Here is a 23,050-nt window from a genome sequence, read left to right on the forward strand (position 1 = left end):
AAGTTTCTCAGAATCGCAGAATATTTTGTGACGTTGTTTGCTGTTCTTAATTGCTTTGATACTCTAAGATAGAAGTAGAGCTGCGCCGCTCAATTAATTAGCATTTTGAATACTAGGGAGCCAACTATGCAGGGTGTGAACTTTATCCACCTGAAAGTTAGGGAGTTTTCTGAGTGATTGCTATTTCACCTCGTCCCGTCGGACGCAATTGGATCACGATTAGCTTCGCTTCTACTCTATACCTTTGTCCTATTTTGGATCTGCTCCTAGCAGAGGTGCCAGATTACTGGCAAGCGGAATTGCGGTTGGGGCTTCAAGAAGCTTTGGTAAATGCTGCTAAGCATGGAAACAAATTAGATCCCGGTAAAACTGTTGGAGTCCGTTTTTCGATCGTCCAAAACCAATATTGGTGGGTGATATCGGATGAAGGTTCTGGCTTTAAGGCTCCTTGTGGTTGCAACCTTTATACCGATGATTGCGACAGTCTCCTAGCAGAGGACGTTGCAGATAACTCTGGACTACCCCATGTGGAACAGGAATGTGGTAGGGGGTTGTTTATTCTCTACCAAATATTCGATCGGGTAGAGTGGAATTCTGAAGGTACGGAGTTACGGCTGTGCAAAGAACTTGCCAGTCGCTACCGGCTGCCTCGCTTGCGCTAGCACCGCTATTTGGCAGTAGTTTTCACCTCAGCTAGACCTGGAAATTTTTTCGTTATCGGGCTCAAGCTTGCAGTGAGAATTTGAACGCTATGGCTATTGATAGCTGATCATAATGCAAAATGTGAGTTTTGAGTTAAAAAAGTATAAATCTTTTGAACTCACAATCGCGCTGCTCGATCAAGCGGCGCGATTGTCTAAGTTTTGAGCGACTACTCAAGTCAAAACTCAAAACCGCGAAGCGTTACGAAGAACGAAGCAATCTAATTATTTGCCGTGGGTGGGACAGGGAGGAGCAGATATCGATCGATCCAGCCATCCTGCTGCTTGGTTTAAGCGCGGGAGAGCTTCTTCGGGCTGTTTTTTGAGCAAAAAGACCAAAGCGGCCGCAGCTTGCTCGCAGGCCCGCGCAGAACGGTTGCCTTTGAGGCGATGCCAATCTTTTTCGGGGATGGCGAGGCGCGCGGCGAGAGCTTGGGCTAGTTCTACCGTACTCAGCTCGTTGAGGTTGACAGTTTGGGTTGTTTGTGTAGTTTCAAGCATAATTGGCAATTATACGGATTTGGCTGCCGTTTCAGAATTTTAAAAATATACTGCATATAATAACAACTTAATTGGAAATCGGTTTTTTTTATTATTATTGTCAGGTTTGCAGATCGAAATGCCTCAACAGCAGTCAGAGTTAAATCCGGAAGAGCAAGAAAGTGAGTTTGTTCAAGCGATCGCAGCAGTTGAGCGATCGCTCGCAGCAGTCAAAGAACGGTACACTCAAATTCAGGTCGATCGACAGCGCCAAGTAGAACTCGGTCATCGGCGCGAAGAAATCCGCCAGTCGGGACGCCGAAATCCATTGCCCGAACTCAAAAAAGAATTGCGGGAAATTGAGCAAGAATTGGAAACTATCGAGTTGAATTTAGAAAGCAGCCTGTTTTCTTGGGGAAGCATAAAACAACCTTTTTGGCAAGCAGTTCGCTTTGGCGGACTTGGCATTTTGCTCGGTTGGATTTTGAAATCCTATGCAGGTTGAACTATGTTGAGATTTATGATTTTTTTCTTTACCGCAGAGGGCGCAGAGGAAGAGAAAAGAGAGAAATATGGTGCAAAATATTAAATAAACAGGAGTGGATATGACAACTCAACGAATAGCAGCAATTTTGCGCGCAGGTGAACCCGACGAAACTGTAACTGTTCAAGGTTGGGTTCGCACTAAGCGCGAATTGAAAGAATTTGCCTTTGTCGAAGTCAACGATGGTTCGGCGATGGCTAACTTGCAAGTAGTGATAAATTCAGATTTGCCAGACTTTGAAAATGTACTCAAACAACTGAATACAGGTGCATCTCTAGAAGTGTCGGGAGTCCTGGTAGCGTCTCCAGCAAAAGGACAGCGAATTGAGTTGAAAGCTTCACAAGTACAAGTTTATGGCGATGCAGACCCGCAAACTTATCCGCTGCAAAAAAAGCGCCATTCCTTTGAATTTTTGCGGACAATCGCGCATTTGCGGCCGCGCACAAATACCCACGGTGCTGTCTTTCGAGTCCGCAATGCTTGTTCGGCGGCGGTACACCAATTTTTTCAAGAACGCGGTTTTTTGTGGGTTCATACTCCGATTATTGCTGCTAGCGACTGCGAAGGTGCGGGGGAAATGTTCGCCGTTACCAACTTTGATTTAAAGAATGTGCCGCGCACAGATTCGCAAGAGGTTGATTATGCTAAAGACTTTTTTGGAAAGCGCGCCTATTTAACAGTTAGCGGCCAGTTGGAAGCGGAAGTTATGGCGATGGCTTTCGGCAATGTTTACACTTTTGGCCCGACTTTTAGAGCGGAAAATTCTAATACTTCGCGACATTTGGCGGAGTTTTGGATGATTGAACCGGAGATGGCTTTCTGCGATCTGCAGGGAGATATGGATTTGGCTGAGGCGTTTTTAAAGTACATTTTTAAATACGTTTTGGATCATTGCCCGGAAGATATGGAGTTTTTCAATGAGCGCATTGACAAAACGGTTTTGGCTACTGCTGAAAATATCATTAATAATCAGTTTGAGCGGATTACTTATACCGAGGCGATCGCACTTTTGGAAAAAGCCGACAAAAAGTTTGATTTCCCGGTAAGTTGGGGCTTGGATTTGCAGTCGGAACACGAGCGTTATTTGGCTGAGGACTTGTTTAAAAAGCCGACAATTGTCAGCGATTATCCCGTCGGGATTAAAGCATTTTATATGCGTTTAAATGAGGACGATAAAACGGTGCGAGCAATGGATGTTTTGGCTCCTAATATTGGGGAAATTATAGGCGGTTCGCAGCGGGAAGAAAGGCTGGATGTGTTGGAGCGGCGCATGGAAGCCCAGGGTATGAATAAGGAGGAATTGTGGTGGTATTTGGATTTGCGCCGCTACGGTACTGTGCCTCACGCTGGCTTTGGTTTGGGATTTGAACGGTTAGTGCAGTTTATGACGGGAATGGGGAATATTCGGGATGTGATTCCGTTTCCGAGAGCGCCTTTGACTATTGATTTTTAGTTGAGGTTCGTAGTGAGGACTTTAGTCCGCATTCATGAAGGACTAAAGTCCCCACTACAAACATCTTAACTGGTTCCAAGGCTCCAGCCTGGGAAACTATATCCAGAGGCTCTGCCTCGCTTGGTAAAATGGAGGCAGAGCCTCCCGGCGTTAGCAGGCTCCAGTCTGGTAACGAGTAATCTAAAATATAAAATCTCAAATGGTATGAGCTAATGGTACTTCAAATCCCATCGAGTTCCAAAACACCAACTGTCACCTGGGAAGCCTTACCAGCCGACTTTGTATTACCCGACGATCCTGTGGAAAATATTCAACAACCACCCCTTGCGGCCGCTCTCACCGATGCTCTGGGAGCCGCTGGACGCATTTAATCGATCGCCCTTATTGGTTCCAATTTTGGACTGGTAGCGACTGTAAATAAGCAGATTGTAGTCAAAGCACCGGATTGGTTTTTTGTGCCGCAAGTGCATCCAGTTGCTGAGGGGACGATTCGCCGGAGTTACACGCCGAATCTGGAGGGTGCGCCGGTATCGGTGGTGATGGAGTTTTTGTCTAATGAAGATTACAGCGAATTGTCGGTGCGATCGACTCCTCCCTATGGCAAGCTCTACTTCGGGCTTGCTGAATATATCGCCCGCGTGTTACGTGGCCTGGGTTATTTGATCGCGCGCTCGAGAGTAAAGTGCAAGATAAACAGGTAGAATAGGTCAAAAGCCGTGCATCACCACCTGCGATCGTGTACAGAAAAGCTGAGCTTGCTCCCCTCCCAGCCTTAGACTTTGAACTAGCCAACGGCTCTAAATTGTCAGCGGACAACCGTTGGGTAAAAATGGCCCAAATAATCCCGTGGTCAGAATTTGAATCAGAATATGCGGCCAATTTCCCCACAGCGCATGGTGCACCAGCCAAATCGTTTAGGATGGCATTGGGGGCATTAATTATTAAAGAAAAATTAGGAATTAGCGATCGGGAAACAGTCGAACAGATCCGCGAAAACCCCTATCTGCAATACTTCATTGGTCAATCAAGCTACAGCAATGAACTCGCATTTGACCCATCTCTATTAGTACACTTTCGGCAACGAATCAGTCCCAACCTAATTAATCAAGTCAACGAACGCATGGTCGAAAAAATGCGCTCCACCACCCCAATCAAACCCGAAAAAAAAAAGGATTCGGACGCCCAAAATAAGTCACCCAATCGCGGAAAACTAATCATAGATGCAACCTGCGCTCCAGCCGATATTAGTTATCCGACCGACTTAGGACTATTAAACAGAGCCAGAGTTCACACCGAAAAAATCATAGATATCCTGTATAAACAGCTCAAAGGTCAAATTCCGAAAAAACCAAGAACCTACCGTAATCTTGCCCGAAAAGATTACTTATTAATAGCCAAACAAAGACGACCCACCCGCAACAAAAGAAGACAGGCAATTAAAAAACAACTTCAATATATCAAAAGAAACGCTTCTCATATTGAACAGCTAATTGATGCGGGTGCGAGCCTAGAAAGTCTGACTAAAAAGCAATATAAAACCTTGCTAGTCCTCACAGAAGTCGCTCGCCAACAGCAATGGTTATTTGACAACAATAAACAGAGTATTGAGGATAGAATAGTAAGTTTAAGCCAACCCCACATCCGTCCGATAGTCAGAGGAAAAGCCGGAAAAAGCGTAGAGTTTGGAGCCAAACTATCAGCCAGTTGCTTTGAAGGGTATGTATTCTTAGACCGGATGAGCTGGGATAATTTCAACGAATCAGGGGACTTAAAAACACAAGTAGAAGCATATCATAGATTCACAGGGTATTATCCAGAGTCAGTTCATGCAGATCGCATTTACCGTACAAGGGAAAACCGAGCATGGTGTAAAGAAAAAGGAATTAGGCTGAGTGGGCCGCCCCTAGGAAGACCGCCAGCAAACGTCAGTAAATCAAAAAAGAAGCAAGCGTTGGAAGATGAGAGGATTAGAAATGCGATAGAGGGCAAATTTGGGCAAGGAAAACGAAGATTCGGTCTGAATCGAGTGATGGCTAAACTCGATAATACATCTGGTACAGTTATTGCAATTACTTTTTTAGTCATGAACCTTGCTACCTGGTGGCGCCGGGTTTTTTGTGTGTTTTTCTGTCTATTTGGAAAAAGAACGCCTGTTTTTGGGTCGAAGATAATCTACAATTATATTTTGTGGAATCGATACCGAAAAAACTTATATTTAACCCAGCTTTCAGATATCGATCGCACCTGTTCTTGGCTGGCGATAGATTATTCAGCAAGCTCTACTTCTACGAACAGATTCTGCAAGTGCCCACCTACGTTACCTAGACCCCTACGAGCCCAAGCTGGAAGTGCGGTATCTGCAAAATGGAGCCTATGAAACGCAGGCTGCTGATGCTGAGGGACGGGTGCGGATTCCAGAGTTGGATTTGTGGCTGGGGATTTGGTCGGGGGAACGGCTGGGGCAAACTATGAATTGGCTGCGTTGGTGGGATTCGCAGGGAAATTTGCTGCTGTGGAGCTCGGAACAGGCCCAACAGGAACGGCTGCTGGCTCAACAGGAACGCCAGCGGGCGGAGGTATTGGCGGCAAAGTTGCGCGAGTTGGGTGTCGATCCCGATCGGCTGACATGAATCGGGCGATCGGGCAAATCGCTACTCAATCCAAATTGACCATAGGGTACTTCAAACCCAGGATTACTGCTTGAATGCGATCGGGTTGAAATTGGTATTATAGCGCGATCGCTTACCAACTAAGCATTAATTATATCGGCCAGATCGGGGGAAAGAAAGAAGTGGGGAAATAGTAAAGTCTCTAAATAGTGAAAGTTTATTCCATAAAGTTTTTTAATTTCTTTGATTTGTCCAATAATCTGCTCCTTATTGATACTATGATTGCTTTTAATTCCCACAATCATTATATTCTTACTCGTATGTTCAGCAGCTATAAACTCAAAAACCTTAGTTTTATAGCCAGACAATTCAAGTAAAAGCGCTCTTAATCCATCAGTAACTATTTCCGATTGCCTCTCCAGCAAAATACCAGACTTTAAGAGATCCTTCAAAACCATATTCGGATGAATTTGTTTCCTAACTTGCTTGTGGCAGCATGGTGCTAGGATGATTAAGGAAGAATCAGACTGTATCCCTTTATAAATTGCATCATCTGTTGCAGTATCGCAGGCATGAAGTGCGATGGTTATGTCTGATTTTTTGGCGCTATAGTTACTGATATTTCCTTGATTAAAATGTAACCTTTCAAAATTAACTGATTGGGCAACAGAGTTACAAAAATCCACTAAATGTATTCTGCTTTCTATACCAATAACCGATGCTTCCTTGTCTAAAATATTGTTCAGAAAATCATATATTGCGAAGGTTAAGTATCCCTTGCCTGAACCCATGTCAACTACAGAGATATGACTTTTTTCTGCCAATTCTGATGATTCAACTAAGCCATGTATGATTTCCACAAACTTATTTATCTGTCTGAACTTATCTTCCATCGTTCTTACGACATTCCCTTGACTATTGGTAATGCCTAATGCTCTGAGATATACATTATTTTCTGATTCAATATACCGTTTCTTCCTACGGTCGTGTTGCTGCGGAGTCGTATCAACAGGATTGGTAAAGGTGGGCTTAATAAAATTAATTTTAGGTTTTTTATTTTTGCCATATTCAAGTTGAACATCTTGCTCGATCGAGAATAATCTAATACTCATAAATTGACTGCCAATCAGGGTTTTGATTAAATTTAATCCTTCTTCGATTGGGTGATTTTTGACTATTTCCTTAGTTTTATAACTATAGGTTAAAGAAAGCTTTATGCTTGCTTTTAATTCTACAATTCTCACAATAATTTTAGTTAAACCGTCTTCTCCTCCTCTATACTTCCCTAAAGTTAATCTGATGAATTCTTGATTTTCTATACTAGAACCTAGAATTAACTCGAATTGCTCTTGTGTGGTTATATTCATTATATTACAATACGGTTCACTTAACATATTTATGCCCCGGAGATCCCCTTAAATCACCCTTAAGAAGGGGAGTAGGGGTTGACTTTGAGGGCATTCTGATCCCACCCCCTACTCCCCTTTTTAAGGGGGGTTAGGGGGGATCGTCTTAAGTAAACCGTATTGCATTATATTATTCATTAGCCGTAAGGTTCGCCATCGAAAATTTACAAATTAGATTCACAATCTCACAGTGACGCACCACACAATAGTCTGGTGCGTCACAGGAATCATCGATTAAGTAGCCGAGGGAATTGTGATATCAACAGATTGCACTTTTACCGAAGTTCCCAAACTCGATAACGGCGGTTCAATTGCCGTACTATTTCCCACTACTAATGTTACCAGATTCTCCGGTTTCAAATAAGTCTTGGCTACGCGCTGCACGTCGGCAATTGTTGCTGCTTCGATGCTGCGGCGGTAGCGAAAAATGAAATCCTCGGGATAACCGTAGTATTCGTAGCGAATTAATCGCGACAAAGTTTGACTGGGATTTTCAAATTTGAAGATGAAAGAATTTAGCGTGGAATCTTTAGCAAAAGCTAATTCTGCCGGGGTAATTGGTTCGGTGCGGATACGATCGATCTCTGCCCGAATTGCCTGGATAAACGGTACTGTAGCGTCCGATCGCGTTTGGCCTCCAGCGACAAACACCCCCGGATAGTCAAACCTCGGACTCCAAGCCGCGTATACTGAATAAGCTAAGCCTTGGCGCGATCGCACGTTATTGAACAAACGGCCACCGAAACCGTTCAAAACCCCGTTCATTACGTCCAAAGCACCGTAATCTGGACTGCTGAGCATTCCGCCCAAATGTCCCATTTGCACGTAACTTTGACTTAATTGCGGCTGATTTACCAAAAATATGCCACCTTGATTCGCCGGCGATACCGTTGGTAAGGGCGGCACTTCTGCACTTTGACTCGGTTGCCAGTTGCCAAATTTTTCCTCGACGAGCGCTCGCATTTTAGCTGTATCAAAGTCGCCAGAAATACCCAAAATCATATTCTTGGGATGGAAATATTTCTGGTAGAAACTCACCAAATCGTCGCGGGAAATATTGGCGAGGGTTTTGTATTCTACCGTGCGCGCGTAAGGACTGCGATCGCCATAAATTAACTTTTCAAACTCGCGGCCGGTAATATCGTTAGGATCGTCATTGCGGCGGGCGATCGCACCTTGAGTTTGCTTCTTCGCTAAATCCAACTTTTCCTTAGCAAATATTGGCTCCCGAATCACTTCCGCAAATAAGTCAAACACGGGTTCCAAATCTTCAGCTAAAGCACTAAAATTAGCGGTACCGGAACTAACATCAATTCCCGTTTCTACCGAAGCTGCTTGCTGTTCTAGCAACTGATTTAGTTCATCAGCCGTATGCCGGGTCGTGCCGCCAGTTCGCATCACTTCTCCCGTCAAACTTGCCAGTCCGATTTTATCAGCAGGTTCAAAGCGCTCGCCCGTGCGAAATAGCGCCGTTCCCCCGACTAACGGGAGTTCCCGGTCTTCCATGAGATACACCCGGATGCCATTTTTCAGCTCGAAGCGAGTATATTTAGGTAATTTAATTTCGGGCACCGCCGGGAAGGTTAATTCGTCGTAGTGTTTCGGTGCAGCCGCAAAGGAAGGTAACAAATTAAACGTGCCAAGTGAAACAGTAAAAAAGCAAAGCGATAGCAGAAATAACTTTACTTTTTTCAGTCTCAATTTAGTCCTTTTCATTCTTTCTCCAATGTTTCCTATTGTGATGATTCTAAATCGAGGCAGAGCCTTTGGATGTGCGTTCCCAGGCAGAGCCTGGAAACGAGTGTTTCTTCCTTCTTCCTTCTTCCCTCTTCCTTCTTCCCTCTTCCTTCTTCCTTCTTCCTTCTTCCTTCTTCCCTCTTCCTTCTTATTACAGTGGCAAAAGCTTACCAATCGTGCGATTTTCCGGGCGGAAAGTTGCCTGAGCGACACGCTGAATGTCAGCGGGAGTAACAGCCGCGATCGCATCCAATTCCTTGAACAAATTTCGCCACGAACCGGTGTTTACTTCATAGTCCACCAGCGCAAATGCCATGCCCATATTAGAATTGAGCGATCGCAACAAATCGGCTCTCGCCTGAGTTTTCACGCGCTCCAATTCCAAAGCAGAAACCGGCTCAGTTTTCAGGCGCTCGATTTCCTTGTTCAAAGCTGCCGCCACCTCATCAACCGTGTGGCCCGGAGCAGTTTGAGCGTAAAATAACATCAAATTCGGATACTTTTCCCCCGGATAACCGCTGAAACCTTGAGCAGCCAGCGCCAATTGCTGTTGTTCTACCAAAGATTTGTAGAGCCGAGAAGTGCGACCATCGCTGAGCAAAGAACCAATCATTTCATAAACCGCATTGTCGGGATGATTCATCGCCGGCCGGTGGTATCCTTCCAAATACCAAGGTTGAGTTTGTAATTTCAGCGTCACTTCCTTAGTTTGCGTTTGGGGAGGTTCGACAATCTGCAATTCTGGAGGCGCTGGTTTCGCCTTGTAACGGCCGAAATAAATTTGAGCTAGTCGCTTCACCTCCGAAGCTTTCACGTCTCCTACCACCGCAACAGTAAGCTTGCTGGGGACGTAGTGAGTCTCGAAAAAATTCTGCACGTCGCTGCGGCTGAGGTTTTTAATGTCTTCAGCGTAGCCAATTACGGGGCGGCGGTAGGGATGAGCAGAGAAAGCTTTGTTGGCAAAAAGTTCAACCATTTGTCCGATCGGAGAATTCTCCGTTCGCAGCCTGCGCTCTTCTAAAATTACCTGTTTTTCTTTGTAAAATTCCCGAAATACTGGTTCTAGAAATCGCTCTGATTCCAGCGACATCCACAGTTCTAACTTATTAGCTGGAAGGCTGTAAAAATACATTGTGGCGTCGGTGGAAGTAGCGGCATTTAGTCCGACTCCACCTGCTTGTTCCACTATTTTGCCGAGTTCGTTGCGCTTGACAAATTGCGAAGCTTCGGCTTCAACTTTGTCAAATTCTGCTTTTAATTGGGCTACTTCTTCAGTTTTGCCGCTAGCCTTGGCTGCTTGCATTTGCTCGAAGAGTTGGTCTTGTTTTTCTAGCAGCGGCTTTTCGGCTTGGTAGTCGGTAGTGCCGATTTTTGGCGTGCCTTTGAAGGCTAAATGTTCGAGATAGTGAGCGACACCTGTTTTACCGTCGGGTTCGTTTGCCCCACCCACATCGGCGTGAATCAGAAACGATGCTACAGGCGATCTGGGCCTTTCGAGTACGATGAATTTCATGCCGTTGTCGAGCTTAAATTCGCTGACTTGGCTGATTACTCGATCGAGCGACGGTTGAACAGAGACTGCTTGGGAGCCACTAGCGGCGTTGGGGCGGGCGAGGGCGATTTCGGGAGAAATTCCCCACCACAGCAGTACAGCGGCCAGTAGGGAGGCGATGAATCGAGTTTTGCGATCGGGCGCTTCCCTACGGGATAGCTTCGCTTCACGGGGTTTTTGGAACTGCGGGGTCATTCGATTTGCGATTATGGATTTGGGATTGTCAAACAAGAAAATGTTTGTGCTCGGCGGTCAGAGATTCTTTTCTAAGGATAAAGATTTTTGGGGGCATAAGCGATCTGTTGCGTCGCAGATGTTACGCTGATACAGCAAATCTCAAAAAGGGTCTGGAGCCCGGCGAGGAGTTTTAAGTTTGGAATCAAAGCCGCGCACAACTTAAAACTTAACATTATTTAGCCCTTCAGTCCCGAACCCGTAGTTCCAAGTCGGAAATTACCGATTCCAAAGCCATGCGAATTTTTAATCAGTCTCCTCCTTCTGAAACAGAAACCAAGAAGCGGATTTTACAAGCCGCCCAGCGGTTGTTTGCCCGCAGCGGATACGACGGCACGACAACTCGCGATTTAGCAGCAGCGGCGGGGGTGGCCGAGGGTACGCTATTTCGGCATTTTGATAATAAAAAAGCGATTTTGATTGAGGTGGCGACGGAAGGATGGGTTGAGTTGCTGACGGATTTGCTGACAGAATTGAGCGAGATGGGCAGTTACAAAGCAGTGGCTCAGGTGATGCGGCGACGGATGCTGAATATCCGCGAGAATAGCGACATGATGCGGGTGTGTTTTTTGGAGGCGCAATTTCACCCCGATTTGCGCGACAGAATTCAGTTGGAAGTCATCGGAAAAATGAGCGATGTGGCTGAGGCTTTTTTTGAAACGGCGATGGAAAAAGGAGTTTATCGAAAGATGAATCCGAAGATTGTCGCTCAGGTATTTTTGGGAATGTTTGCAGTCGCGGGTTTCAGTCAAAATACAATTATGGAGCCGAATGCTTCTCCGCAGGAAATGCAGGAAATGGCCGAAGGACTCGCTGATATTTTTCTGAATGGGGTTTTGCTGAAAGATGAATAATTAGGGCAACAGGGAAAAGTTGTTATGGGCAAAGTTTTGCACTATTCTATTCGGCCACTAACCCAGGAAGACGAGCATTTTCTGTGGCAAATGCTGTATGAAGCGGCGCACGTGGCAGAAGAAGGCGAATCAACGGTGCAAGCGGTTGTGAATCATCCTTTAATTGCGAAATATGTCAAGAATTGGGGACGTGCAAACGATCTGGGCTTCGCAGCAATCGAATTGAACGGGAGCCAGCCAGTAGGAGCCGCCTGGCTGCGTTTGTTTACAAATGATGACAAGGGGTTTGGCTGGGTTGACGATACTATCCCGGAATTGGCGATCGCCGTTCTTCCAGAATATAGAAATCAGGGTGTAGGAACGCAGTTGCTGGATCGTTTGTTGTCAGCAGCGAAAGTCTCTTATCGATCGGTATCCCTGAGTGTCAGAAGCTCGAATCGAGCCCTGAGTTTGTACGAGCGATCGGGATTTAAAGTAATTGACGGAAGCGAGACAATCAACCGCACAGCAGGGACATCATTCACGATGAAAGTTGATTTTGATTAAGTGAATTATTACTCTATAAATTCGTACATTTGCTGTACCCAATTCTCCCGATTATCCTGCCATTCATCCGTCACTACTTCCCAAGTTGTATTGCTCTCAAGTTCCAGCAATAGACTTGATACTTCTTCCAGCGTCGATGCTATATGACATTCTTGTACCCAACTTTCACGGATCACTTTCCAGAGACTTTGTACCGCTTCTCGCTGAAAATTTGATTCTAATTCAACTAGCAATTTGGCTAGGTGTTGTTCGTCACTTGCTGCTGACACCTCCCTCATCCAACACTCACGACGTTCTTTCCATTCTTCCCTCACTGCGTCCCAGTTTAGGTGGGATTGAAACTCTAACAGTAATTGATTTAGTTCTACCATATCAAGTTTTTTCTTGTTTGCAGTTTGTGCTATAATGGTACAAATTTTATTGATTTAGACTGTTGGTTTTTTATAATGAGCGATGTGGCTGAGGCTTTTTGGGAAATGGCTCAGGTATTTTTGGGAATGTTTGCAGCCGCGCCCTTCAGTCAAAATACGATTATGAAGCCGAATGCTTCTCGGCAGCAAATGCACGAAATGGCTGAAGGACTCGCTGATATTTTTTTGAATTGGGTTTTGCAGAAAGATGAATCATTAGTCATTAGTCATTAATCATTAGTCATTAGGAAATTTTTGAGCCTGAAAACGCAATATCTACAGGCTCTGAGTCGTCGAAACTACTGGTTAAAATTGTGCATTTGCTGTACCCAATCCTCGCGATTCTGCTGCCATTCATCAGCCATAGCTTCCGAATTTATATTGGTTTCAAGTTCCAGCAATAAACTTGATACTTCTTGAACAATCGATGCTCCCAGACATTCTTCTACCCAACTTTCCCGACGCTCTTGCCACTGAATATCCACCGATTCCCACTGCAAGTTAGATTCCAATTCAACTAGCAATTCTGCTAGATATGTCAGGTTAACTGATGCTGCCGCATCGCTAACCCAACTTTCCCGGCGTTCTGTCCATTCTTCTATAAGTCCTTCCCATTTGAGGTTGCTTTCAAGCTCTAACAGTAACTGATTTAGTTCTACCATCTTAAATGTTGGGTTTTTTGTAGTTTATGCTACAATTATACCAAAATTTTCACTCAACAGAGTGTTAAGTTTCTTTTTAGATTGCGGTCGCAGTGAAACTACAGAATAGATAACTGAAGAATGAGCGATGAATTTACTTTAGATATGCTAGACATTCCCAGCGGTTGGAGCCGGGGCGAAGGTGACTGGACTGGAGTGGCGGCGGCTCTTGCTAGAGGGGAAACTGTCGAAGTAATTCAAGAAGTTGGTTCTACTTTGTGGCACAACATCCTGCCCGAAAAACATTCTTTGTATTGGGAAGGGGAAAATCTATCAACTATCAAAGCCCGAATTTGGATTAGTTTCACGCAGAGAAGATTTTCGCCGGAATCTGCTTTGCCAAAGGTTCAGTGGCATCCGAGAGTGTTGTGGGTAGGGATAGGTTGTGAACGCGGAACAGGGCGAGAATTAATCGAAACTGCGATTCAAAATGTATGTCGCGCTAATCATTTAGCGGAAAGTGCGATCGCAGGTCTTGCTACAATAGACACTAAAGCAGGTGAAGTCGGCTTGCTGGAACTTTGTCAAGCGCGAAATTGGCCGTTAAAAACCTTTGCTGCTGACATTTTAAGTTCCGTAGAAGTCCCCAATCCTTCAAATATTGTAGTCAAAGAAGTCGGCACGCCCAGCGTAGCAGAAGCTGCGGCACTGTGTGCGATCGAACTGATATCTTGTACCGTTCTCAACAACAGGCAAGATGCCTGTTCCACAAAGAGTGAATCTGGTTGTGGGCTGGGTATCCTACCCGCCCGTGAAAGGCTTTTAGTCCCTAAACAAATATTTCGCAACAAAAATCCCCCCCTTTCACAAGGAGGGGTTAGGGCGGGTTCTGCCGTAACAGTAGCGGTTGCAGTTTGCCCGATCGAATATCCGGGATAATGTATTACTGAGACAAAGTATCGGCATTAACAAATCGACCGATCAACCCAGAAACGAATGACAACACAATGGAACCCACCAAAGCCGGCCAAAAACCGCTAACCACAAAGCCGATATTGAACGCAGCCGCTAACCAGGAAGCCAGGGAAAGCGAAATTGCATTCACAACAAACAAAAACAAACCTAAAGTAATAACGGTCAAAGGCAGCGTCAGCAATGTAATAATCGGTTTGACAACCGCATTCACCAATCCGATAACAACAGCAGCCAGCATCGCCGCCGGAAAGCTAACCACCGCCATACCTGGTACAATGTTAGCGGTAATTACCAGCGAAACTGCGGCTACTATCCAAGTTAAGAAAAAACTTAGCATATCTTTTTTTCCATCTCCATCACTCTTAATTCAGATTTTAACTGTTTAGTCGATCGACCAAAGTTCGGGATACACTACGAAATATCCACCTTGCGAGAATATCAGATTTATGAAACTCCGGCAACTAGCAGCATTGCTCTTGGCGCTAACTATCTTCATTCTGCCGCAGCCAGCGCTGGCTCAATCTAAATATTACGCTCCGCCGTTGTCCTTTAGCAACGCCGAACTGACAAGACGCGATTTTTCTGGTCAAATGCTGCGGGCCGCTGAGTTTTCTAACGCTAATATGGACTTGACTAATTTTTCTAATGCCGATTTGCGGGGAGCAATTATGAGCGCTTCGGTGATGACTCAGGCGAATTTGCACGGCGCCAATTTAACTAATGCAATGATTGATCAAGTTAAATTTACTAATGCCGATTTAAGTGATGCCATTTTAGCGGAAACAATTTTGCTGCGTTCTACTTTTGACGGAGTTGATATCACCGGCGCTGACTTTACCGACGCAATTATGGACGGGTCACAAGTTAAAGAATTGTGCACAAAGGCAACCGGGATTAATTCTCAAACTGGGATTTCTACTCGCGATTCTTTGGGATGCCGCTGATATCATCTCCGGTCAATTACTGATGATTGTTTATTGGGTGGGGGCGGGTTTTTGAGATTGTTTGTTTGGGGCGATTATGGTAGGTGGAACCCGCTACGAAACCATATTTGGTAGGGGCGGGTTCCACCAAAAAGATATAACGATTACCAACAATTTAGATAAACCCGCCCCCACACCACGAATAATTCACTTTGCTTTTTTCTGAGCAGCCGCATAATGCTCACTCATTAACTGATTAACTTCGGGATTGTAAATCCGCAGATAATTCCAGTAATTCTCAAACACCGATTTCACGTATCCTTTGGTTTCAGGAAACGGAATTTTTTCCGCAAAAGCATCCGGATCACTAAAACTAAACCTCTTCAACCAATCTGATACTGCATTTGGCCCGGCATTATAACTCGCCACAGCTAACATCGAGTTATTCTTGTACTCGTCGTGAGTGTGATCCAAATACCACGTACCGAGTTTAACGTTGTCGTCCACATTCTCCAATGAATACTTTTTGAGGCTGATTTGTTGAGCAACCCAAGCTGCTGTTTCCGGCATTACTTGCATTAAACCGGTAGCGCCAACTGATGATTTGATGGAGGGCATAAACCGGGATTCTTGCCGGATCAATGCGGTTACTAATACTGGATTTATTGTGCGTTCTTTTGACCACTTTACAATGGTTTCTAAGTAAGGAAAAGGATAAAGTGCTTGCCAATAAATCGGTTGCTGTCTGAGTTCGAGGTATTGAGTTCTATCATCTGGTTTATCGCGCTGCCGCAAACTCCCAACCATCCACAAACCGTCTAAATTGTCTCCGACTGCAACTCGCATTAAACCGTCGGTAAACTGTTCGGCAATACTTGGCTCTACGCGATCGATAAATTCAACTTGCCACAGCGTCCAAGCATCTCTATCTTGACCTAATTGATAGAGTTCTTTCAACGCCGGAGAACCTGCAGTGGGTTCGGGGCGCTGAGGCGGCCGCGCTACATTGGGAGACAAATCTCGGACTGTGGTAAAGTCGCCTACGGGCCAGCCAAGAAGTACAGCCGATCGCCACGCAAAATATGATTCGGGATAGCGTAAGATAGTGTAGTCAAATGCAGTCTTGGCGTCTTGTTGGCGGCCGAGTTGCTGTGCCCATTTCCCGACCCAAAATGCTGCTTCTGGAGCTTGTTCGCTGTCGGGATTGTGGGTGGTTAATTCTCTCGCCCACTGCCAAGCTGATTTTAAATCTCCGCCTTTGGCATACTGCTGGGCGATCGTCCACCGCAGTTCGCCTGCCTTATCAGAATTGTTGTATTTTGTCAATAGCAATTTGCGGGTATCTGAGGCGGATTGACCACTGCGTGCTTTGTCGAGAAGTTGGGATTTATCTAACAAAGCTTCGGGGGCATAATTGGGGAATTTGCTAATAACTCGATCGAGGAAAACGATCGCATCCTTTGGCTCGCTCAGCCGCGACAGCCGAATTAAACCCAAACCAGTATCTTCGGCATCAGGAAACTCGCGCACTAATTCTTGATAGGCAATTCTCGATTCCGGGATTTTTCCGTCGAGCCACAAACCGCGAGCTTTGCGGTAAAGATTTTTGGCGTTGCGGGGAGCTTTCCCGTAAGCAATAGCTCCTTTGCCATAATCTTGTTTTTCCCAATAACCAAAGGCAATTTCTTCCCAATCTTCCGGTTTCAAACCGGCGCTGTTTCGCTGCACCAGTTGTTCCAAAATTGTCCCGTAATCTTTGACATAATGACCGTATTTTGCTACGAGCAGCATTAACTGCGGCTGATTAGGGTTTTCTTTTAACTTGCGGAGGGCAATTTCTACGCTGCGGGGATGACCAGGAAATTCACTAATTGCCTGTTGCCAATATTCCGGTTTTGACTTGCCTAAAACATATAAAGCTTCCGCTGCTACTGGGTCGCTCGGATAGTTTTTGAGTAGTTCCTGCCAAGCTTTTTGGACTTTGCCTTTGTCGCCGCTCAATTGGTAGGCTTGGGCCCTTTTTAGGGCAATGTGAGCAGCTAAAACCGGATATTCTTGCTCTAATTTGTCCAATAATTTTAATGCTTTGGCGGCATTTCCTTGCTGGATTAAATCGCTGGCCAGCAGGTAGCGGGCACGGCTTTGAGGGGAGATTTCCTGCTGCGGGTTCGTACTTGCAGACTGAGTGGTTGCGAGTTCAACTAATTTCGCCGATCGCTCGCTCGGTGATAGCGATACCAACATCTTGACTTGCGATTCGGAATTCGCTGCATTCAGGGGCTGCTGAGCCTTCTGGGATGAGCCCAAACCCATCAATTTCATCGCAGCAACCAAAGAGCCGATCGCAATAACGCAAACTGAAACGCTTATTAAAACAGAAAATCGGGCCCGGCGTCGTTTTAGCATGGGAAAATTTAAGAGAATAACAATAGATAACCGATCGTTTGTCAAGAGCCCTCAGAGGCAGGATGGATGTTCTACGCCATCGCAGGCAGGATGCCTGTTCAACGAGAAATAAATGTTAATAGTGGGGCAAAAACGGACAGCCGACCCCCAAACAGATGATTGAGATTTGTGGAAGATCCGATCGCAGGCGGACTTGGCTGATATAGTAGCAGAATTTATTTTGATGTGGAGCCGAAAATTTGTGCGATCGATCTATTTACCCGCACCAACGAAAAACCACAAACCACCCACTGCAAAGTACAATCAAAAATCTAAAATCTAAAGTGTAAATCAAAACATGGAATTTCTAGTCACCGATACGCCCCGCTCTGTTTGGACAGGAGACGCCCTGGCAATTGGTCTATTTGAGGACGGCTTGGAACTCACCGGCGAGCTGGCACAATTAGATGAAAAGCTTGCAGGTACTTTGAAAGAGCTGCTACTGGAAGTAGATTTTAAGGGCAAAGTGGGCACGAGCGCCATCACCCGCGTCGGCGGCAATAATCCCATTCGCAAAATTGTGATCGTCGGTTTGGGCAAAACAGAGGACTTAAAATTAGACACCGTGCGGCAAGCTGCGGGCGTTTGCGCCAAGTTAGCCAAAAAAGAGAAATGCAAAACCCTCGGAATTAGCTTTCCGGTGTGGAAAAACGCGCCGGATTCTACAGCCAGCGCCATCGCCGAAGGTGTAGAACTCTCCCTGAATCAAGACAACCGTTTCAAATCGGAAAAGGAAGACAAAAGCCCGCAACTCGAACAAATTCATTTGCTTGGTTTTGCCGATACCGAAAGTGCGATCGCCCGCGCCCGCCAAATCACTGCCGGAGTCATTTTAGCACGGGAATTAGTCGCAGCGCCGGCAAATTTTGTCACCCCGATTACCATGGCAGAAACTGCTCAAAGTCTAGCTGCCGAATGCGGTTTAGAATTAGAAATATTAGAGCGGGAAGACTGTGAAAAACTCGGCATGGGAGCCTTTCTCGGCGTAGCCCTAGCATCTGATTTACCCCCCAAATTCATCCACCTAACTTACAAACCCGAAGGCACACCGCGCCGCAAAATAGCAATTGTGGGCAAAGGATTGACCTTTGATTCTGGCGGTTTGAACATCAAAGGTGCGGGCAGCGGCATTGAAATGATGAAAATAGATATGGGCGGCGCTGCGGCTACTTTGGGAGCGGCAAAGGCGATCGGACACATCAAACCCGATGTGGAAGTTCACTTTATCAGCGCCGTCACTGAAAACATGATCAGCGGCCGCGCCATGCGCCCTGGAGACATCCTTACAGCTTCCAACGGCAAAACAATTGAAGTCAACAATACCGACGCTGAAGGTCGTTTAACCTTGGCTGATGCTTTGGTATTTGCTGATAAACTGGGAGTTGACGCGATTGTCGATTTAGCAACTCTCACCGGGGCCTGCGTCATTGCTTTAGGCGACGATATCGCGGGTTTGTGGAGTCCTCAAGATAGCGTCGCCGCCGAAATAGTCGCCGCCTCAGAATTGGCAGGCGAAAAATTTTGGCGAATGCCGATGGAAGAAAAATATTTTGAGGGCTTGAAAGCATTGCACGCCGACATGAAAAACACAGGCCCACGTCCCGGTGGTTCGATTACGGCGGCGCTATTTTTGAAGCAGTTTGTAAAGGATACTGCATGGGCGCATTTAGATATTGCCGGCCCGGTTTGGACTGACAAAGAAAATGGCTACAATGGCCCTGGGGCTACCGGTTTTGGAGTTCGGACTTTGGTGCATTGGGCGCTGGGCGGCGCTTAATTGTGGATTTCCAGCCCAAAAATTGAGATTTTCTCTGCGTTAAAAGTTTGTTAGTCCATCTGTGAGCCAGGGGTTTTTAACCCCTGGCTCACTGCCTAAGTAATCTAAAAGAAAATTTAATAGCGATCATTAACAATTTAAATGTTTCTGAAGCAATCAGTAGGCGAACCTATGTATTCCGTGACAGGGAGCAACGTAAGCGTTGCTAGCCGTGACGCTCACCATTGCTCATATTTGAGAAAAGCTTCGTTCTCAGGGCGCCACCTCGACAGTTTTGACATTTCCTGAAAAAATAGCTGTTTCATAAATGAAAAAAGTATATAATTATGTAAATATTTCACTAGCCGAAATCAAATAATTAGATTTGATCGGATTTGCATTGGTACAGATAATTTTTTTCTTGAACTTTATGCAAGAACAATTAACAATTTTTTTTTCCACACTTGCTGTATCTTCTAGACTCGCCTGCAACGTGGTACCGGAGTTGCGACTGTACGCTGTTTTTGACTCGCTGACGGCACTGGCTTATTGCTCGATCGCCCTATCTTTAGTTTATTTTACCCGCCAAGGTTCTCACCGCAAGATTTTCCTGCTGTTTGCGGTTGTTTTTTTTGCCTGGGGTGCGGCTAAATTGACGGAAGTTTGGACGCTTTGGCATTCCATATATTGGCTGTCGGTAACTCTCAAAGCTACAAGTGCTTTGATTTCTTGGCTTTTAGCCGCAATCGCCCTCGCCCTCATGCCGAAAGCACTTGCCGAGTCTGGTTTCAATCAAAAAGAAAAATTTCAACAACAGTCGTTAAAACAGGTAGAAGAAAATCACCACCCGCATGATATAGAGAAAGGAGAATTGGCAAAACAATCGCTCAAGTTTTATCCTTCAGATACGATTGTTGATCGCACTTTAGCTCTCAATTCGCTTAATGAACAGTTAGAAAAAGAAATTGCCGATCGCCACCGGGTTGAGGAAAAGTTGCAACTGACTCAATTTGCGATCGACCGATCGGCAGATGCGATATTCTGGATCGGGCCCGACGGTAAATTTGTGTACGTCAACGACGCTGCTTGCACTTCATTGGGATATTCTGCAGCAGAATTGCTCTCGATGACCGTGCACGACATCAATCCAGATTTTCCCCAAACTGCTTGGAGTTTGCACTGGAAAGTCTTAAAACGATGCGGTTCGGTTAATATTGAAGTTCACCACCTCACTAAGTACGGTCGCATCTTTCCGGTAGAAATTACGATCAACCATTTGGAATTTAACGGCAAAGAATATCAGTGCGCTTTTGCTCGTGACATTAGCGAACGCAAGCGGATTGAGGCAGCTTTGCGAGAAAGGGAAGAAGAATTTAGGTCATTAGTTTCTAACATTCCCGGTGCGGTTTATCGGTGCAGCCCTGCTGGGCGATCGAGCCTAACTTTTATCAGCAGTGGCATAGAAGCTATTTCCGGCTATCCTGCGGCTAACTTTATGCAAAAACCGGTGCAGGCTTTTCCGAGTATAGTTCATCCCGATGACGCTGAGCAGATCGAGACAATTATCGATCGGGCTATTAAGACAAAACAACCTTACATCATCGAATATCGCCTAATTCACTGCGACGGAAATGTGCGGTGGGTTGTAGAGAAAGGTCAAGCCCTTTTCAACGCAGACGGTGAAGTTTTATCCCTCAACGGCGCCATTTTTGACATAACAGAGCGCAAAGCAGCGGAGGATGCTTTGCGGCTCTCCGAGGCGATCGCCAACAACAGAGCCCAGCAGCTAGAAATCGCTCTCAAAGAACTCCGAGAAACTCAAGCTCATCTAATTCATACCGAAAAAATGTCAAGTCTCGGTCAAATGGTAGCTGGAGTAGCTCACGAAATTAATAACCCTGTCAGTTTTATCTACGGCAATATTTCCTACGCCAGCCAATATATCAGAGACTTGTTGCAGCTTGTCGAACTTTACCAAAAACACTATCCTCAGCCCGTGGTAGAAGTTCAAGAATGTATTGACAATATCGATTTAGAATTTCTGAGGGAAGATTTATTAAAAATATTATCTTCGATGAAAATGGGGGCAGATCGCATTCGCGAAATAGTTCTGAGCTTGCGAAATTTCTCGCGTTTAGACGACTCGGTAAAAAAGCCTACCAACGTTCACGAAGGCATAGACAATACGCTCCTAATTTTGCACAACAAACTGCGCGCCAGAGGCGACTATCCCGAAATTAAAATAATCAAAGATTATGGTAAAATTCCTTTAATAGAATGTTATGCGGGTCAGCTAAATCAGGTATTTATGAACCTGCTTAGCAACAGTATTGACGCCTTAGAAGATGCTTGCAACCATAAAAAGCGATCCTCTCCGAGGGCTTCGCTAACGGCAGCCGGCGGCGACGATTGGAAACCAACTATTAGCATTCGCACAGAAGCCCTGAACGAAAATAGTATTTGCATCCGCATTTCCGATAATGCGATCGGCATGACAGAAGACGTGCGGAGCCGATTATTTGACCCGTTTTTCACGACAAAACCGATGGGAAAAGGCACTGGTTTAGGGTTAGCCATCAGTTACCGAATTGTCGCGGAAAAACACGCCGGAGCCTTGAGCTGCCGTTCCACTGTAGGAGAAGGTACGGAATTTGCGATCGAGATTCCTTTATAAATTAGTGCAACCGAAGTATCGAGAATTTGGCAGAAGTGATCGCTCACCCCAAATTTTAAACTGGGGTGTAAAAAACTTTCAATTTCAAGAAAAATCCAAAAATTGGCTATAAATTACCCAGGTAATGCTCAACATGGCAGTGAAATTGTAAATTGTGTACCGCGCCTAAAGTTGAGTTGACTTCGAGCATACCAAAGTGTTTCTCAACTACAATCAGCCGTGCGATCGCCAATCCTAAACCCGTTCCTTTTCCCACTGCTTTCGTCGTCACTAAATGATCCAATATCTTTTGTTTGATATCCCAACGGGCGTAGCAGTAAGAAGCTTCTTTAGGCTCTAATATAGCTGATAGGAATCTCGATAGCTAACTCTGTACCATCTCCAACTCTAGAATTACAGGTTAATTTACCGCCATGTTTTTTTACAATACCATAGCTAACAGATAAACCCAAACCTGTACCGCTACCCACTGGTTTAGTTGTAAAAAATGGATCGAATATTCGGGATTGAAGATTCGCCGGGATACCCGCACCATTATCAGTGATTTTAATTCTAACCCTGTCTTTTTTATGACTTCAGTCTGAATCGTGATTACAGGGTTTTTCTCTGTTTTATTAAGTGATTGAAAAGCATCAATAGCGTTACTGACAATACTCAGAAATACTTGATTTATCTCACTAGCATAACAAATGACATGGGGCAGATTTCCATACTCTTTAATAATTTGTATTTCTGATTTGCTATCGCTCAGTCTTAAGCGAGTTTGTAAAATTAGCAAAGTGTTTTCAATTCCGGTATGTAAATCTACTGCTTTCATGTCGGCTTCATCTAAGCGGGAAAAGTTACGCAAACTCAGGATAATTTGGCTAATGCGATCGCTCCCTGCTTTCATAGATGCCAGAATTTTAATTAAATCTTCCCAGATAAATTCTAAATCCATTTTTTTCATTTTCGCTTGAATTACTTTACTGGGTTCAGGATACTCTTGTTGATAAATATCAAGTAAAATAAGCAAATCTTTGACATATTCCTCTATAGCAATCCTAAATGATTTTCTATATCTAGAGCAATCCTAAATAATTTTCTCTGTGTAAGTATATTGATGTATTT

Annotated in this window: 20 protein-coding genes and 3 pseudogenes; 14 read left to right on the top strand and 9 right to left on the bottom strand. The window is 45.0% G+C overall.

What is annotated here, in order from left to right; all coding sequences use genetic code 11:
- Nucleotides 1-173: 173 nt before the first annotated feature.
- Entirely contained in the window at nt 174-662 is a 489-nt protein-coding gene (locus QUA36_RS15500; protein ID WP_333158540.1) for an anti-sigma regulatory factor, read from the top strand.
- Between the two features lie 264 nt (nt 663-926).
- Here QUA36_RS15500 and QUA36_RS15505 read toward each other — a convergent pair whose 3' ends face one another.
- Entirely contained in the window at nt 927-1,202 is a 276-nt protein-coding gene (locus QUA36_RS15505; RefSeq protein WP_333158538.1) for a DUF6439 family protein, read from the bottom strand.
- A gap of 118 nt (nt 1,203-1,320) precedes the next feature.
- On the opposite strand from QUA36_RS15505, the gene QUA36_RS15510 reads away from it, so the two are divergent.
- From QUA36_RS15510 to QUA36_RS15535, 6 genes and pseudogenes are all read left to right on the top strand, one after another.
- Nucleotides 1,321-1,686 carry a DUF2203 domain-containing protein gene (locus QUA36_RS15510; RefSeq protein WP_333158536.1) on the top strand — a complete coding sequence of 122 codons (366 nt, stop codon included), beginning with the start codon at nt 1,321-1,323 and terminating at the stop codon, nt 1,684-1,686.
- 100 nt (nt 1,687-1,786) lie between these two features.
- Entirely contained in the window at nt 1,787-3,178 is a 1,392-nt protein-coding gene (gene asnS / locus QUA36_RS15515; protein ID WP_333158534.1) for an asparagine--tRNA ligase, read from the top strand.
- A 212-nt stretch (nt 3,179-3,390) separates the two neighbouring features.
- Nucleotides 3,391-3,549, top strand: coding sequence for a hypothetical protein (locus QUA36_RS15520; RefSeq protein ID WP_333458297.1), 159 nt, complete (start codon nt 3,391-3,393; stop codon nt 3,547-3,549).
- A gap of 84 nt (nt 3,550-3,633) precedes the next feature.
- Nucleotides 3,634-3,879: a hypothetical protein gene (locus QUA36_RS15525; RefSeq protein ID WP_333458298.1), complete on the top strand. Its 246-nt coding sequence runs from the start codon at nt 3,634-3,636 to the stop codon at nt 3,877-3,879.
- Between the two features lie 35 nt (nt 3,880-3,914).
- Nucleotides 3,915-5,315 (top strand): annotated as a pseudogene (locus tag QUA36_RS15530) (IS5 family transposase); the annotation flags it as partial.
- 211 nt (nt 5,316-5,526) lie between these two features.
- Nucleotides 5,527-5,808 carry a hypothetical protein gene (locus QUA36_RS15535; RefSeq protein ID WP_333458300.1) on the top strand — a complete coding sequence of 94 codons (282 nt, stop codon included), beginning with the start codon at nt 5,527-5,529 and terminating at the stop codon, nt 5,806-5,808.
- Between the two features lie 119 nt (nt 5,809-5,927).
- On the opposite strand, the gene QUA36_RS15540 is transcribed toward QUA36_RS15535, so the two are convergent.
- The 3 genes from QUA36_RS15540 to QUA36_RS15550 form a co-directional block, all read right to left on the bottom strand.
- On the bottom strand, nt 5,928-7,154 hold the full coding sequence (locus tag QUA36_RS15540) for an SAM-dependent methyltransferase (RefSeq protein WP_333458301.1): 1,227 nt from the start codon (nt 7,152-7,154) through the stop codon (nt 5,928-5,930).
- Nucleotides 7,155-7,427: 273 nt separating this feature from the next.
- Nucleotides 7,428-8,909 (bottom strand): pitrilysin family protein, encoded by a 1,482-nt coding sequence (locus tag QUA36_RS15545; protein ID WP_333458308.1) that lies wholly within the window; start codon nt 8,907-8,909, stop codon nt 7,428-7,430.
- A gap of 172 nt (nt 8,910-9,081) precedes the next feature.
- The gene (locus QUA36_RS15550; protein WP_333158528.1) at nt 9,082-10,677 is read right to left on the bottom strand and encodes a pitrilysin family protein; all 1,596 of its coding nucleotides are present in this window, start codon (nt 10,675-10,677) and stop codon (nt 9,082-9,084) included.
- Nucleotides 10,678-10,952: 275 nt separating this feature from the next.
- On the opposite strand from QUA36_RS15550, the gene QUA36_RS15555 reads away from it, so the two are divergent.
- Complete coding sequence (locus QUA36_RS15555; protein ID WP_333083393.1) at nt 10,953-11,570, top strand: TetR/AcrR family transcriptional regulator; 618 nt, start codon at nt 10,953-10,955, stop codon at nt 11,568-11,570.
- A 24-nt stretch (nt 11,571-11,594) separates the two neighbouring features.
- Complete coding sequence (locus tag QUA36_RS15560) at nt 11,595-12,116, top strand: GNAT family N-acetyltransferase (protein ID WP_333458302.1); 522 nt, start codon at nt 11,595-11,597, stop codon at nt 12,114-12,116.
- Between the two features lie 8 nt (nt 12,117-12,124).
- Here the strand turns inward: QUA36_RS15560 and QUA36_RS15565 are convergent, their stop codons facing one another.
- Complete coding sequence (locus tag QUA36_RS15565; protein ID WP_333458303.1) at nt 12,125-12,487, bottom strand: hypothetical protein; 363 nt, start codon at nt 12,485-12,487, stop codon at nt 12,125-12,127.
- 75 nt (nt 12,488-12,562) lie between these two features.
- On the opposite strand from QUA36_RS15565, the pseudogene QUA36_RS15570 reads away from it, so the two are divergent.
- A pseudogene (locus tag QUA36_RS15570) lies at nt 12,563-12,760 on the top strand (TetR/AcrR family transcriptional regulator); the annotation flags it as partial.
- A gap of 65 nt (nt 12,761-12,825) precedes the next feature.
- Here QUA36_RS15570 and QUA36_RS15575 read toward each other — a convergent pair.
- Nucleotides 12,826-13,188 (bottom strand): hypothetical protein, encoded by a 363-nt coding sequence (locus tag QUA36_RS15575; protein ID WP_333158520.1) that lies wholly within the window; start codon nt 13,186-13,188, stop codon nt 12,826-12,828.
- A 120-nt stretch (nt 13,189-13,308) separates the two neighbouring features.
- On the opposite strand from QUA36_RS15575, the gene QUA36_RS15580 reads away from it, so the two are divergent.
- Complete coding sequence (locus QUA36_RS15580; RefSeq protein WP_333158517.1) at nt 13,309-14,106, top strand: cobalamin biosynthesis protein; 798 nt, start codon at nt 13,309-13,311, stop codon at nt 14,104-14,106.
- 4 nt (nt 14,107-14,110) lie between these two features.
- Here the strand turns inward: QUA36_RS15580 and QUA36_RS15585 are convergent, their stop codons facing one another.
- Nucleotides 14,111-14,479, bottom strand: coding sequence for a phage holin family protein (locus QUA36_RS15585; protein WP_333458304.1), 369 nt, complete (start codon nt 14,477-14,479; stop codon nt 14,111-14,113).
- A 109-nt stretch (nt 14,480-14,588) separates the two neighbouring features.
- Between QUA36_RS15585 and QUA36_RS15590 the strand changes: the two genes are divergently transcribed.
- Nucleotides 14,589-15,086 carry a pentapeptide repeat-containing protein gene (locus tag QUA36_RS15590; RefSeq protein WP_333343785.1) on the top strand — a complete coding sequence of 166 codons (498 nt, stop codon included), beginning with the start codon at nt 14,589-14,591 and terminating at the stop codon, nt 15,084-15,086.
- A 186-nt stretch (nt 15,087-15,272) separates the two neighbouring features.
- On the opposite strand, the gene QUA36_RS15595 is transcribed toward QUA36_RS15590, so the two are convergent.
- On the bottom strand, nt 15,273-17,471 hold the full coding sequence (locus QUA36_RS15595; RefSeq protein WP_333458305.1) for a transglycosylase SLT domain-containing protein: 2,199 nt from the start codon (nt 17,469-17,471) through the stop codon (nt 15,273-15,275).
- 337 nt (nt 17,472-17,808) lie between these two features.
- Between QUA36_RS15595 and QUA36_RS15600 the strand changes: the two genes are divergently transcribed.
- Both QUA36_RS15600 and QUA36_RS15605 read left to right on the top strand, forming a co-directional pair.
- Nucleotides 17,809-19,287: a leucyl aminopeptidase gene (locus QUA36_RS15600; protein WP_333458306.1), complete on the top strand. Its 1,479-nt coding sequence runs from the start codon at nt 17,809-17,811 to the stop codon at nt 19,285-19,287.
- A gap of 409 nt (nt 19,288-19,696) precedes the next feature.
- Nucleotides 19,697-21,940, top strand: coding sequence for a PAS domain S-box protein (locus QUA36_RS15605; RefSeq protein ID WP_333452801.1), 2,244 nt, complete (start codon nt 19,697-19,699; stop codon nt 21,938-21,940).
- 128 nt (nt 21,941-22,068) lie between these two features.
- Here the strand turns inward: QUA36_RS15605 and QUA36_RS31370 are convergent.
- A pseudogene (locus QUA36_RS31370) lies at nt 22,069-22,970 on the bottom strand (ATP-binding protein); the annotation flags it as partial.
- Between the last annotated feature and the right edge of the window lie 80 nt (nt 22,971-23,050).

It is taken from the genome of Microcoleus sp. Pol10D4, assembly GCF_036701555.1.
GTDB lineage: Bacteria > Cyanobacteriota > Cyanobacteriia > Cyanobacteriales > Microcoleaceae > Microcoleus.